Origin of the sequence: Segatella hominis (assembly GCF_019249725.2) — a bacterium.
Lineage (GTDB): Bacteria > Bacteroidota > Bacteroidia > Bacteroidales > Bacteroidaceae > Prevotella.
This window is the reverse complement of sequence record NZ_CP137559.1, coordinates 1,699,586-1,713,047: the sequence shown is the minus strand read 5'-3', so window position 1 is coordinate 1,713,047 and position 13,462 is coordinate 1,699,586. Positions and strand designations below refer to the sequence as shown.

15 protein-coding genes and 1 pseudogene are annotated in these 13,462 nt (G+C 41.4%); 10 read left to right on the top strand and 6 right to left on the bottom strand.

All coding sequences use genetic code 11. The features are described from left to right. Nucleotides 1–10: 10 nt before the first annotated feature. From queF to KUA50_RS07090, 4 genes and pseudogenes are all read left to right on the top strand, one after another. Nucleotides 11–412 (top strand): preQ(1) synthase, encoded by a 402-nt coding sequence (queF, locus tag KUA50_RS07105; protein ID WP_256624336.1) that lies wholly within the window; start codon nucleotides 11–13, stop codon nucleotides 410–412. Nucleotides 413–615: 203 nt separating this feature from the next. Continuing rightward, nucleotides 616–750: pseudogene (locus tag KUA50_RS07100) on the top strand (porin); the annotation flags it as partial. Nucleotides 751–872: 122 nt separating this feature from the next. Further along, on the top strand, nucleotides 873–1,025 hold the full coding sequence (locus tag KUA50_RS07095) for a hypothetical protein (RefSeq protein ID WP_218457721.1): 153 nt from the start codon (nucleotides 873–875) through the stop codon (nucleotides 1,023–1,025). A gap of 99 nt (nucleotides 1,026–1,124) precedes the next feature. Next, the gene (locus tag KUA50_RS07090; protein ID WP_218457747.1) at nucleotides 1,125–2,543 is read left to right on the top strand and encodes an aspartate ammonia-lyase; all 1,419 of its coding nucleotides are present in this window, start codon (nucleotides 1,125–1,127) and stop codon (nucleotides 2,541–2,543) included. A gap of 272 nt (nucleotides 2,544–2,815) precedes the next feature. Here KUA50_RS07090 and KUA50_RS07085 read toward each other — a convergent pair whose 3' ends face one another. Further along, nucleotides 2,816–3,670, bottom strand: coding sequence for a helix-turn-helix domain-containing protein (locus KUA50_RS07085; RefSeq protein WP_218457722.1), 855 nt, complete (start codon nucleotides 3,668–3,670; stop codon nucleotides 2,816–2,818). A gap of 154 nt (nucleotides 3,671–3,824) precedes the next feature. Next, nucleotides 3,825–5,201 carry an MATE family efflux transporter gene (locus KUA50_RS07080; protein WP_218457723.1) on the bottom strand — a complete coding sequence of 459 codons (1,377 nt, stop codon included), beginning with the start codon at nucleotides 5,199–5,201 and terminating at the stop codon, nucleotides 3,825–3,827. Nucleotides 5,202–5,430: 229 nt separating this feature from the next. Here KUA50_RS07080 and KUA50_RS07075 point away from each other — a divergent pair, with 229 nt between their 5' ends. Together KUA50_RS07075 and KUA50_RS16865 are read left to right on the top strand one after the other, a co-directional pair. Further along, nucleotides 5,431–5,622, top strand: coding sequence for a hypothetical protein (locus KUA50_RS07075; protein WP_218457724.1), 192 nt, complete (start codon nucleotides 5,431–5,433; stop codon nucleotides 5,620–5,622). Next, nucleotides 5,622–5,693, top strand: a complete 72-nt coding sequence (locus KUA50_RS16865) for a hypothetical protein (protein ID WP_413777453.1) — start codon at nucleotides 5,622–5,624, stop codon at nucleotides 5,691–5,693. Before KUA50_RS07075 ends, KUA50_RS16865 begins: the two co-directional genes overlap by 1 nt. 121 nt (nucleotides 5,694–5,814) lie before the next feature. Here KUA50_RS16865 and KUA50_RS07070 read toward each other — a convergent pair whose 3' ends face one another. Together KUA50_RS07070 and KUA50_RS07065 are read right to left on the bottom strand one after the other, a co-directional pair. Beyond that, nucleotides 5,815–6,318, bottom strand: coding sequence for a DUF6169 family protein (locus KUA50_RS07070; RefSeq protein WP_022110944.1), 504 nt, complete (start codon nucleotides 6,316–6,318; stop codon nucleotides 5,815–5,817). Further along, nucleotides 6,318–6,467, bottom strand: a complete 150-nt coding sequence (locus tag KUA50_RS07065) for a hypothetical protein (RefSeq protein WP_022110945.1) — start codon at nucleotides 6,465–6,467, stop codon at nucleotides 6,318–6,320. The genes KUA50_RS07070 and KUA50_RS07065 overlap by 1 nt, the downstream gene beginning before the upstream one ends. A gap of 1,494 nt (nucleotides 6,468–7,961) precedes the next feature. On the opposite strand from KUA50_RS07065, the gene KUA50_RS07060 reads away from it, so the two are divergent. Both KUA50_RS07060 and KUA50_RS07055 read left to right on the top strand, forming a co-directional pair. Then, nucleotides 7,962–10,679 (top strand): DUF3427 domain-containing protein, encoded by a 2,718-nt coding sequence (locus KUA50_RS07060; protein WP_218457725.1) that lies wholly within the window; start codon nucleotides 7,962–7,964, stop codon nucleotides 10,677–10,679. 45 nt (nucleotides 10,680–10,724) lie between these two features. Beyond that, nucleotides 10,725–11,117 carry a (deoxy)nucleoside triphosphate pyrophosphohydrolase gene (locus KUA50_RS07055; RefSeq protein WP_218457726.1) on the top strand — a complete coding sequence of 131 codons (393 nt, stop codon included), beginning with the start codon at nucleotides 10,725–10,727 and terminating at the stop codon, nucleotides 11,115–11,117. Here KUA50_RS07055 and KUA50_RS07050 read toward each other — a convergent pair. Both KUA50_RS07050 and KUA50_RS07045 read right to left on the bottom strand, forming a co-directional pair. Continuing rightward, a complete protein-coding gene (locus KUA50_RS07050) occupies nucleotides 11,101–11,478 on the bottom strand; it encodes a DUF86 domain-containing protein (RefSeq protein ID WP_134842345.1) in 378 nt (125 codons plus the stop codon). The genes KUA50_RS07055 and KUA50_RS07050 overlap by 17 nt on opposite strands. Next, nucleotides 11,453–11,758 carry a nucleotidyltransferase family protein gene (locus KUA50_RS07045; RefSeq protein ID WP_233522241.1) on the bottom strand — a complete coding sequence of 102 codons (306 nt, stop codon included), beginning with the start codon at nucleotides 11,756–11,758 and terminating at the stop codon, nucleotides 11,453–11,455. The genes KUA50_RS07050 and KUA50_RS07045 overlap by 26 nt, the downstream gene beginning before the upstream one ends. A 187-nt stretch (nucleotides 11,759–11,945) precedes the next feature. On the opposite strand from KUA50_RS07045, the gene KUA50_RS16860 reads away from it, so the two are divergent. Then, the gene (locus KUA50_RS16860; protein ID WP_218457749.1) at nucleotides 11,946–12,179 is read left to right on the top strand and encodes a helix-turn-helix domain-containing protein; all 234 of its coding nucleotides are present in this window, start codon (nucleotides 11,946–11,948) and stop codon (nucleotides 12,177–12,179) included. A 23-nt stretch (nucleotides 12,180–12,202) separates the two neighbouring features. Continuing rightward, complete coding sequence (locus tag KUA50_RS07040) at nucleotides 12,203–13,420, top strand: DNA cytosine methyltransferase (RefSeq protein ID WP_218457727.1); 1,218 nt, start codon at nucleotides 12,203–12,205, stop codon at nucleotides 13,418–13,420. Nucleotides 13,421–13,462: the final 42 nt, after the last annotated feature.

The window sequence follows — 13,462 nt, the reverse complement described above, 5'->3', positions numbered from 1 at the left end:
CGAATATAGAATGGATTATGCACCTGAGGTGCTGGAGACCTTTGTCAACAAGCATCCGGGCAATGATTACTGGGTACGTTTCAACTGCCCTGAGTTTACATCGCTTTGTCCGATTACCGGTCAGCCCGACTTTGCGGAGATTCGCATCAGTTATATTCCTAATGTGAAGATGGTGGAAAGCAAGAGTTTGAAGCTCTATCTTTTCAGTTTCCGCAATCATGGTGATTTTCATGAGGACTGCGTGAACATCATCATGAAGGATCTCATCCGTCTGATGGATCCTAAGTACATTGAGGTGACTGGTATTTTCACTCCTCGTGGCGGTATCAGCATCTGGCCTTATGCCAATTACGGCAAGCCTGGTACTAAGTACGAGAAGCTGGCAGAGCAGCGTTTCGCTACGCATGAATAAGTAAGATAATGATTATTCAAAAGAAGAAGCTACATCTTCGGCAGAAATGCTGGAGAATGTAGCTTTTTTCGTTTATATAGCATGGAAAATCCGCTCGGCATCGGTTACCTGATTATCCAGCTATTATAAATGAGAAATGACAAATGAGAAATGAGAAATGGGGGGGATGAGGAATGGGAAATCAAATAAACGCTTGGATTAAAATAAAATCGCAGAATCTCCGCCTCTTCCTCGCCTATACCGGGCGCAAGTATGATTACAGTAAGGCTTCCGGGCTCACCGATTATAATACAGACCGTATTGAGATCGGAATGCTCTACAGGCTGAAGGCTTATTAAAAGAGGAGGGGAAAAAGGAATCCTCTTGGTTTTTATTGAGGGGACTTTTCCTTTCCTTTGATAGAGAAGGAGTCTTTCCTTTTCTTAGATAGAGAAGAAACTTTTCTTTCTTCTTATAATATATGGAGAAGAACTCTTTTGAAAGAGGAAAAACTAAGATTTCAGTTCCCCTTATTTCCTGCGAGGATAAAAATAAAGAGGAAAAGTCCTTGTTTGAAGTAGGGGAAATTGAAAAAATCACAAAAAATCAAACCAAGTTTGCTTTTTACAAATAATGGTTCGTTTTTTATAAATAACTTCAGCAAAAATCATCGTATCTTTGTATTAGAAACAATAACTAATAGAATAAATACTAACTTAAACGACATAACATGATGGCTGACGAAAAGAAATTCAGAGTAGAGTCTGACCTTTTAGGTGAACTCAAAGTTCCTGCTGACGCACTTTACGGTGTTCAAACTCAGCGCGGTATTAACAATTATCATATCTCTCGCAAGACGATGTGTGATTATCCTGATTTCATCATCGCTATTGCATACGTGAAGCTGGCAGCTGCCCAGACCAATCATTCTCTCGGAGTTATCAATGATGAGATTTCCGGAGCTATGGCTGAGGCTTGCCGCGAAATCATAGACGGCAAGTGGCACGAGAACTTCCCTATCGACATGGTACAGGGTGGTGCTGGAACTTCTGTCAATATGAATGCTAATGAGGTAATCGCCAACCGTGCCCTCGAAATCTTGGGACGTGAGAAGGGGGACTATCTGTATGTTTCTCCTAACGACCATTGCAACTGCGGACAGAGCACCAATGATGTTTATCCTACATCCATCCGTCTCGCTCTCATCCGCATGAATGCTCATCTCGTGGGCGCTCTTACTGGACTTATCAGTGCTTTCCGCTACAAGGCTGAGGAGTATTTCGACACCATCAAGATGGGACGTACTCAGTTGCAGGATGCAGTTCCGATGACTATCGGACAGGAGTTCAACGCATACGCCAACAACCTGGAGGAGGAAATCCTCAATCTGGAGCGCAATGTGAAGCTTCTCCACGAAATCAATATGGGCGGTACTGCCATCGGTACAGGTCTGAATGCTGTTCCGGGCTTCGCTAAACTCTGTGCTGCCAACCTCAGTAAGTTGACCGGTGAGAATTTCATCTCTGCCAGCGACTTGGTGGAGGCTACACCAGATACAGGTGCTTACGTAAGCTATTCTTCAGCTTTGAAGCGCTTGGCAGTGAAACTTTCCAAGATCTGTAACGACCTCCGTCTGATGGCTTCAGGTCCACGCTGCGGTCTGAACGAGATCAACCTTCCTGCTAAGGCTCCTGGTTCATCCATCATGCCGGGCAAGGTAAATCCAGTTATCCCAGAGGTGACCAATCAGGTTTGCTTCAAGGTAATCGGCAACGATACAACTATCAGTTTTGCAGCCGAGGCAGGTCAGTTGGAATTGAACGTGATGGAACCTATCATCACAGAGAGCCTCTTCGAGAGCCTTACCTGGATGAAGAATGCCATCGAAACCCTTACAGAAGAATGTGTATTGGGCATTACTGTCAACAAGGAGCGCTGCTATGAGATGGTAAAGAACAGTATCGGCATCGTGACTGCCCTCAATCCGATTATCGGTTATAAGGCCAGCACCAAGGTAGCCAAGGAAGCTCATGCCACAGGCCGCTCAGTCTATGACATCGTGATAGAGCAGGGACTGATGAGCAAGGAGGAGCTCGACAAGGCACTCGACCCTAAGGAAATGCTTCATTCTCATAAGTTCACCTTGAAATAAATGTGGGATATGAAGAGTTGAAAAACAAAACTTTCCATAACTAATTGAATCCAAGTATATACATTCATTGAAGAAGCCTGCAGGCGAATCCAACTATCTCTCTCTCGGATTCCGCTTGCAGGCTTTGATTTTTTATTTTGTTTTCCAGAAATTTTCTCTTTTCTTTTAGGGAAACTTTCTCTTTTTTGGGGGAGAACCCTTCTCTTCTCTTTTAGGGAACCCTTCTCCTTTTCTTTTAGAGACCTTTCCGGAGATTTTTCTTTTATTTTTTCTTATTTCTTTCCCCTATACGCCAGTGGCGTCATTCCCGACCGCTGCTTGAAGAAATTGGTCAGGGCGCTCTGGTCGCTGAAGTTCAGATAGTCGGCTATTTCCCCCATTGTCATGTCCGACTGGGTGAGCAGGTTGCATATTTCCTTGTAAACCAGTGATGTAACGTGCTCATTCACCGTAGAACCGCTGATTTCCCTCACCAGTCTTGAGAGATAGGCGGTAGAAACATTCAGCTTGTCGGCATAGAATCTGATCTGTCGCTCCTTGCGGAAGAAGCGGTAGAGGTGATGTAGGAAAATTTCATACACTTCCTTCTTGTGCCCCAAGTCGTTGGAAACGGAACATTGCTCGTAGGGCAGTTCCTCGATGATGAGTTTGAGCACGTTGAACATACTCTTGATCATCTCAATCTTGTTGATGTGCTGGTGCCTTACAATGTCTCTCACGAAGTGGAAAATATCTGCGATGCTTTTCATCTTTTCAGGTGAAGGCTGGTATCGGGTAGGCTGGTCGGTGAAATGCTCGTCCACCAGAATACATTCCGCCTCAAAGTCGGGCGAAACCTCCTTCAACTCTACGATTTCCTTAGGCGAAGCAATGAGAAATTCGCCCGTTTTCACTTCCAGGGCTTCGTCCTTATTGCTGTTGAAATGCAGCAGGCATTTGCCCTGTTTCAATAGCAGCAGTTTGGTGAAGAGTGTACGTTCCTTCACCATTTCCGCCAGTTCTTCCGAGCTTACGCAGTTGTTTTCCTCGCCGTTGATGGCGAAGTGGGCAGCGTAGGCGCCATAAATGTCTGTCAGATGATATTTGGCAGCAAATTCTTCCAGGTTATAGACTATCTGTTGTTTCATGTTTACTTATATCCTTATAGAAAAGTTATTTTCTGGGGGCCGGTTCCCCCGATGAGAATCCCCAGTTACCCTTGGGTTTCCCCGATGAGAATCCCCGGTTTCCCTTTTGGGGGATGATTCTATGAGGGCAAAAGTACAAAATATCCATCAGACATCAACATTTTTTTTCTAAAAAAATGTTTTCCATTTTCTTCAGCTCCTTCTCAAACCGGTGTTTGTAGAGGAAACCGGCAATCGTGAGGCCGAACGGGAAGGCGATCCATATGCCCAAAATACCGATGCCGCAAGGAAAACCGAGCGTATAACCCAACGGCAGACAGATGATGAAGTAGGCAATGAAAGCATAGGTCACCATCGGTTTCACGCAGGCAATACCCCTCAGTGCATTGGCAAAGGTATATTGCAGACCGTCGCCAAACTGGTAGATCATCATCATGATGATCAGCAGGGCCACGTACTGCTGCACCTCCACATTATCATTGAACCATCCGCCTATCTGATGTCTGAGCAGCAGCACCGGAATGCCCATGCAGAGGGAGAACAGCAGGTTGAGTCTCCAGCCGTCGTAGGCATTTCTTCTGACTGCAGCAAAGTCGTTCTGTCCCACGAAATGGCTTACTCGGATGGCCAGCGCCGCAGCCATACCGGAGAGTACGAGGTAGAACAGTTGGGAGATAGTTATCATCACCTGATGGGCAGCCAGCGGAATCGTTCCGAGCCATCCCACCATCACGCAGCTCAGCGTAAAGGCGCCCGATTCCAGCGCCAGTTGCAGCGCCACAGGCCAACCCAGGCGGTTCATCTCCCGGAAGTCAGCCCCGTTGATGCGGCTTGCTATGATATTGTTGCGATATTCCCTGTATTCCTTCGTGACGGCGATGATGCCTACCATCGCCACAGCCATGAGTACACGACTTGCCAAGGTAGAGATTCCGGCACCTAATAATCCCATTTCCGGACAAGGTCCCACACCATAGATGAGCACCCAGTTGCCGAAGATATTGACGATGTTTCCCATGATCATCACCCACATCGCTACTTTGGTATTTCCGATTCCGTCGAGAAACTGTTTCAGCGTATTAAAAACGCCCACGAAGAGCACCGAAACGAGGTTGACGATGAAGTAGGGGCGTATGAGCGTAAGGAGTTCCTCGGGCTGACCGATGCGATGGAGATTGAAGTAGAGGACCACCAGGGCGAGCGAGAAGATTACGCCCACCACCATATTGGCGAAGAAGGAATTTTTCACTTTTTGTCCTATTTCGTCCGTTTTCTCCATGCCGTAGAGTCTTCCGATGATAGGGGTGAGACCATAGGAGAAACCCATGTAGGAAACGAGGATGAAGGTGATGATATTGTTGACGAGACCTGCCGCAGCCAGTTCCTCCGTACTGTGATGTCCGATCATGAGCGTGTCGGCGAATCCCAGAATGATGGTTCCCAACTGTCCGATGATGATAGGAACCCCGATGCATAGGAGTTCCCGATAGTAATGTCTTTTATGTTCCGTGATGGAAGTATTATTGCCCATAGTTAGTAAAATTAAACCTAATTGTTTGTAAAAAGCAAAGATACTGCTTTAGAAAAGTCGTGCAAAGTTACTGCTTTTTTCTGATATAAGCAAGAAATTGGTGTGAAATAAAGGATAAAGTGATTGTAAAACCTTAATGACACTTAATGACACCCACTCTTCATGACACCTTTCCTTCGTGATGCCTTCCCTTAATGACTGGAAGAGTGTAAATAATGAGCCTAAAATTTTGCATTATCAAATGACCACCATCATGCCTTTGCTCTACCAGAGTGGCTATATGACCATTAAGGGCTACGACAAGATGAGTAAACTCTATGAGTTGGCCTTGCCTAATCAGGAGGTTAAAGTCGGTTTGTTCGGCACAGTCTGCTTCCGCATTATCTGGAGCGTCACACCGCCAAGGGTAGGCTTGATGTGATGATGGAGACAAGGGAAACAATCTATGTGATGGAAATGAAGTTTGATAAGAGTGCAGATGAGGCTTTGTAGCAGATCAACGACCGCAAGTATGCCGATAGCTTTGCCCATAGAAGAAAGCCTGTGATAAAGGTCGGTTTGAACTTCCTGCAGAAGGACGGAGTGAGCAGTTTGGAGTGGAAGATAGAATAAATTAATCTGGCTTGCCATTCAATAAAGTTATAGTATTTGTAAATTCAGATACTAAATCATTAAACAGAGGATTGTCTCTTCTGATAATCAATGCTGCGTAATTCTCATTTTCTTCTTCATCGTAAACAACTTGAGGGAGAAAAAGAAAATCATCATTCTCTGCATAAACAGAAAACCAATAACTGAATAGACGACTTCTCATTTTTTGCATTCCATCGCCAGTTTCACATATATATAATAATGCAGCTTGATTTTTACGAAAGAATTCATCCACAATACACATTACCGTTTCTCTAACTTTGGAATCTCGTGGTGATTTGGTTCCTTCATAATTAGTCAACGCAAACTGATATGACTCTCCGCTTTGCAGCAATTCGTCTTTTTCAAAAGCAACACTAAAGCTTACTCCAAAGTCGCTTACAAACTTGAATAAGCCTGTTGAAAAATCCAATTCAACAATATAAGGAGAATTGGCATTTATTCTATCTAATTCCAATTCTTCCATTACAAGACATTAAAGTTTACAGGTTCTTCGCCCGTACGTAATTTGTAGTCTTCATAAAGCATCTTCTGCATCTTGTCAACCATGGCTTTCTTTGTTGCCTTGGCTGATTCCCAACGTCTAAGAGCCTCTTCTCTTGTTAATTTATTCATATTCAATCCTCCATTATTAATAACCAAATATATCCGTTAAAACCTTAAAGGCACCCACTCTTAATACTATCCCCTCTGCATTTCCATGATGAAGTCGTCGGCAATGTAGCTTTCTCGCCGTTCCCTCCACGCAGGATGCAGCGAAGGCAAGTTTGATTTCTTCCAGGGGCAATTGTATTCTGTTGCGTTCTTGTACCATAAGCTCCCCCTCTTACTCCTCAATATCTCTTTTTCTGAAATTTTCTGCAAATATAAGCATTATTTTTCTAATATGCAAGCTTTTCCGATTTTAATATTAAATAATTGAGTCTGTTTGAGTGATTTTAGAGTGATAACTATCTGAAAATCAAATAGATAACGAGTTGAAAAAAGTTCTTTCTAAAGCTGTGTCATTTTGCAGGATGGTTCCTACAGGGTGTCATTAAGAGTGGGTGTCATTAAGTGTCATTAAGAAAAAATGGAAGTGTCATTTAGGGCTATAGTATAATATATAAATTTTATATATTATACTATAGAGCAAATTTGCGCCCCCGAAAACCTTAATGACCCTTAATGACACCCACTCTTAATGACACCTTTGTTTTCCCAAAGATATTAAATGCAAAATTCAATTTTATATATATCGCTATAAATCAGATACTTACAGACTTTTTTATAACTTTTTTGCCATATTCTTGTTTTCTGCTCAGAAAAATTGTACCTTTGCACCAGCATTGCGAAAGAAAGCTCCTCTTGTACTGAAAACAGCCATAAAAGACGACTCTCCTTGGTCTAAATTGATGACAGGCGCCGCTCATCAATAACGGCCAAAATAAGGGCAAAGGATGACAAACTCGGAAGAGCATTACAGGATATGGGACTGAAGAATCGGCACATTCCACCTCTTCGGGTGTTTTAAGTTGCGTGTGATATAGTATAAAAAAATAAAAACCTCCAGCTTCACAGTTGGGGGCTTTTGGAGAGTACCGGGGAATTATCCCCGGAGTGATTAACTTACAAACACAAAAGCTCTAATTAGAGCTCTTGCCAGTTCTCACTTCTCTCACGAGAAATAAAGAACTTTTATGCAAAGATAGTATATTTTTCCCGAACCACCCAATTTTCTCTGATTTTTTTTACAACATTAACATTAGCGTGTGTTTTTAGTGATATTCACACATAAAGAAGTAAAGTTCCGAAAGTTTTTCACTACCGTAATAAGAGCTTTCGAGAATAGACAAAAGAGTTTGGGAAGATATACTGATACATATGAAAATGCTAAAATCTTCGAGAAGAGGTGTCATTAAGGGTAGGTGTCATTAAGTGTCATTAAGGTTTTCGGAATTCTCCCTATCCCATAATAATTGTTTTTTTAGGATGCGAAGATATGAAAAATAAGCGGAAAAGTGAAGTATCTGGATTCTTTTTTGTATTTTTGCAAGCAAATTGTAAAGGCTTATGAATTCGAGATTTTTAACTAATTATACCGAGACATCTTTTCTGTCAACCATTCAGATGAATTTACGACGTTGTAAATCATTTGATTTCTCAGTCAGTTTTATCAAGAAAGCTGGCTTAGTACTTTTGGCGAAAGACATCAAGGCTGCTTTGGAACGTGGAGCTAAAGGCAGAATCATCACTTCTACCTATCAGAACTTCACGGATGTGGAATCTTTGAACTTTTTTATGAGCTTAACGCAATTTCCTCATTTCGAATGCCATCTGGATGATGAATGCTTCCATGATGAGAAAAACTATTCTACCAATGGATTTCATTCCAAAGGCTATATTTTCGAGATGGAAGATAATAGGGTAGAAATGGTTGTGGGATCATCCAATATCACTCGTTATGCTTTGCTGAAAAACATAGAATGGGATTTGGTGGTGGATTGCGAGCGAGATGCAGAGGCCTATCTTGATGCAATGGCTGAGTTTGAAAAGCTATGGAGCAAGACTTATGAATTGTCTCAGGACAGAATCAAGACTTATGCCACCAAACTCAACTTTGCCATTGAACGCTGGGATATGGATTATGATATGGCTAACTCTGACATCAAGCCCAACTATATGCAGCGCAAAGCACTCAGAGAATTGAATCGCTATCGTGCCATCGGACAGGAGCGTGCATTGGTAATTTCTGCTACGGGGTCGGGAAAGACTTATTTGGCAGCTTTCGATGCGCTCAATTTCAATCCAGACAGATTGCTCTATATCGTTCATGAAAGCTCTATCCTGAAGAAATCATTAGAAACCTTCCAAAAGGTATTTGGTGGCGCTAAGACTTGCGGATTGTATAATGCAGAGGCTAAGGAGTCTGGTGAGGATTTCCTGTTTTCTACCAATGTCTCTATGTGCCGTTCGCTCGAACTCTTTGATAAGAAGGAATTTGATTATATCATTATCGATGAGTGTCATCATGCTGTGGCGGATAGTTATCGCAAGATTATCGACTATTTTGAACCAGAGTTCTTGTTGGGCTTGACAGCTACAGAAAATCGTATGGACAATCAGGATGTGGTAGAAATCTTCGGCAATAATATCCCTTATGAGTTGAGGCTCCGAGATGCAATCATCAACGATCTGATTGTGCCTTTCCATTATTATGGTATTCGTGATGAATTGGTAGATTATGGCTTGACCTCTTCAGGTGAACGCCGATTAATATCGCAAATCTCTATGCCTGAAAACTGCGAGTTTATTCATCAGCAGATTGAAAAACATCGTATGGAAGGACAGAAACTGAAGGCGCTGGCTTTCTGTAGAAACATCCAGCATGCAAGGATGATGGCTGATAACTTAGGCGATTATTATCATACAGCATTCTTGAGTGGGAAGAACAAAGCTGGTGAACGTATTCGTGCTTACAATGATTTGCAAGATGAAAACCGGGATTTGGAAATCTTGTTTGCTGTAGATATTCTGAACGAGGGTGTGGATATTCCGGGTGTCAATATGGTGCTCTTTTTGCGCCCAACGGAGTCGAGTACTATCTTCTTACAACAATTGGGTCGAGGTCTTCGTAAATATACCAATAAGCCCTACGTTACGATACTCGACTTTATCGGAAATAGCTATAAGCGCAGCGTTCATATCGCTTTGGCGCTGGGTAGTCTTTCTCGCAATTCCATATTAGAGAAGAAACTCCTGAAGTTTATGGTGAGGAATGATTTCAAAAGTTTGGGCTTGAGTGATTATGGTGTAGAAATCCACATCGACGATCTTTCAAAAGAGGAAATCATCGATAAAATAGAGAGCGAGAATTTTAATCGCATCAACTATCTGAAGATGGATTATCAGAACTTCAAGGCTTATCTGAAGACTCCATCTTATCCATCGCACATGGATTATATGAATAGTGATTATGCTCCTAATCTCTTGAAATTCATGAAGATAAAGATTGGCTCCAAGAAAACAAATTCTTATTATGGCTTCTTAAAGGGTATAGAGGAAGAGGATTTACCTGTATTCTCAGAAGAGCAGATAGCTTGCATCAATTATCTTTCAAGTCTTTTGCCATTGGTAAGAGAGCATGAGTATTTGGTAATCAAAAATTTACTAAGCGGAGAGACTGCGTTATCTCATATAGAAGCCAATATCCAGGAGGAGATTCCTGGTTTTAAGCCAGAGCAACTGGAGCATGCTTTGCGATTCCTTGAAGATGGAATGGCAGTGAAGATAGAAGAGGGTGAAGTGCATTTATGTGGTGAAAGAGAACAGGAATATGAGGCTTATCTGCAAGATTTACTCAACTATGGTTTGACACAATATGATGCAAGATATGCTGATGAAACAGAGGATTTCCTGTTATGGCAGGATTATCGCCAGGACCAGGTGCTCTTGAAGATATTGGAGAATCCGAAGCACAATCAGTATGGCACATACTATAAAAATGGCAATATGTATGTCTTTGCTGGTTTGAAGAAGGATGCTTCCCTGGATGATCATTTGAAGTATAATGACAAGTTCTTGTCTCCAGATGTTTTCCAGTGGGAAAGTATTGCCCATATTTCTGCCAAGGATGAGGCTTTGCAGCGGGCAGCCAAAAGGGTATTGGTATTTGTGAGAAAGGTGAGTGCCGAGAATGGTATCACCCTGCCTTATACATATATAGGTACTGGTCACTTGGAGAATGCAAGAAAGGGTGTGACAAAGAATGGATCTATATTATATGATATTCACATGGACAATCCGTTGCCGCAAGAATTGCAGGAAGATTTCCAATGGATGGAGTAAATGATATTTTAAATCGAGTAGATGATATTTTAAGTTGTTAAGACAATGATACATTATAATGTGGTAGCAGCCGTTGTTTGCCATAATGGCAAGTACCTCTGCATGCAGAAAGGCAAGACGAAGTTTGAATATACCAGCTATAAATGGGAGTTTCCTGGTGGCAAGATTGAACCTGGGGAAACTCCTCAACAGGCATTGGCTCGTGAGTTGATGGAGGAGATGGAGTATCCTGTAGAAGTAGGAGAGGAGTTGGTAACCGTGAATCACGAATATCCTGATTTCTCGATAACCATGACAGCCTTTCTGTGTACGCCAAAAGGCGATGCTGATGGGTTCAAGAGGCGTGAGCACGCTGATAGCAAGTGGTGCAGGCCTGTAGAGTTGAAAAATCTCGACTGGGCTGCAGCGGATGTTGATGTAGTTAGAATTTTGCTATAAAATACTCGATGGCTGCTAACAAATCATCGAGATTGTTCTTGATGACATCTAACACTATATCCCCGTCTATATTAAAGTAACCATGTGCAATATGGTTACGTATGCCAATAACATCTTGCCATGGTATTTCTGGACGTTCAATTAATAGGCGAGATTGAGTTAATCTGTCAATTTGCTTGACTCCTTCTCCAATTGCCTCTATAAGCATACAACTAGCTGCAAGATTCTTCATTCCCTCAGGCGTACTATAGTAATCATCAACAACCTGTACATCTCTGTTCCAATCTTGCAATTGTTTGATAGCTTCCTTAATTTGTATTAAGGTGCCAACTATTCTATTTGATGATGTATATTCCGTCATGTTCTATTTCTTTAAGAAGGAATGGATTTATATGCTTGTGCATTCTTACTATATCAACAGAGCATTCTAATAAGTTTTCTAAAAAACGCTTTAATCTAACCACAAGGAACATTTTGGGTTCCATATCTACACATATATCAACATCACTACCTTCTTTCTGTTCATTTCTGGAAACTGAGCCAAAAAGGCGCAATGACTTTACTCCGAAGTTCTTTTTCAGCTCTTCGGCATGAGATAAAATCAGTGATATATAGTATTCCTTTGACTTCATAATCATCATTTTTGTTTCTACCGCAAAGATAAGATAAAAACTTGAAACTACCAAGCATAAGCCTTCTTTTTTATGAATTATTACACGATTATAGATTTGATTCTATGTGATATTCGATTTTGGGATATCCGATAAAAGAATATATATTTGCGCCTAAAATTAAAGTAAAAATGGACAAGAGCATACATTCACATTTATATCACCAAGTCATTGGTCGCTTGCGCAGCAAGCGCGAAATGGGGGGGTAACACAGGCTCAACTCGCTGAACTACTGAAAGTTAATCAGGCGTTTATAAGCAAGATTGAGACTTGTGAACGCCGCCTTGATATCATAGAACTTCATCATATTTGCCAGGTTTTAGGCATCTCGTTTGTCGACTTCATTCAGGAAGTCGATAGGGATATACTGTGCAAAAGAGAAGGTGAATGATTAAAATAAGCTAAAAAAGAACAATGGCTAATAGAAAATATACCTTTATAGATTTGTTTGCTGGTTGTGGAGGTCTTTCTGAGGGCTTTTATAGAGTAGGCTTTAAGGCTTTAGCCCATGTTGAAATTAATCATTGGGCATGTGAAACCTTAAGGACTAGAATGCGCTATTATGGTTATAAGAATATAGATAAAGAAGTAATAGAACATGATATAACTACCCCTGATATTATTGATAAGATTGATGAAGCAGTAGCAGGAAGAACTGTTGATGTTATTATTGGTGGTCCTCCTTGTCAGGCCTATTCTACGGCAGGTCGCGTACGTGATGGAAAAGGAATGGCTACAGATCCAAGAAACTTTTTGTTTGAGAAGTATGTAGAAATACTAGAATATTATTCTCCGAAGTTTTTTGTATTTGAAAATGTAACAGGGGTGTTGTCTGCAAAAGTTAATGGCAATCATATATTCCCCAAAATTATTCAGGCTCTAGGGAACAAATATGATATTATAAGTGATCCTACGGTATTAATTCATAATACCGCAGATTACGGAGTACCACAAGTACGAAAAAGGGTAATAATAATGGGGGTAAGAAAAGACATAGACAAAACATCTGTGGCTGAACTCTATAATGATGTCATAAAAACTCATTGGAACCCTGAAACTCCGTTAGATGAGCGTGAAGGACGGCAGAAGTTTGTAGATGTAAAGCAAGCTATCGGTGATTTGCCGGCGGTAGAGCCAGGTAATGATGCATCTACAGAGACTTTTGATTATCCTTGTGATAATACCTTCTTGAAAAGAATAGGTAAAAGGGGAGTTTATCCTTTAAGAGACCATATAGCTCGACGACACAATGCTCTAGACAGAGAACGTTTTACGGTGATGATTCACAATCATTGGACATTTGGACAACTCAGAAGAGAAATGCCTCAATACGAACATGAGCATGCTCGCGTGTTTGATAATAGCTATGTGGTTCAGTGGTGGGATTTACCATCTAAGACAATATTGGCTCATATTCATAAAGATGGATTTCAATTTATCCATCCTGATGAGAAACAAGCGAGGTCTTTTACTGTTCGTGAAGCAGCAAGAATACAATCGTTTCCTGATGATTTTGAGTTTATAGGGTCAAGAGGAGAAAAATACAAACAAATTGGCAATGCTGTTCCACCTTTGTTCGCAGAGGCTTTGGCAAAGTCGATTAAAAAGAATTTAGATAAATTAGTCGCATGATTTTTTCTACGGTAAAAAACATATCAAACAAGGATGAGTTTT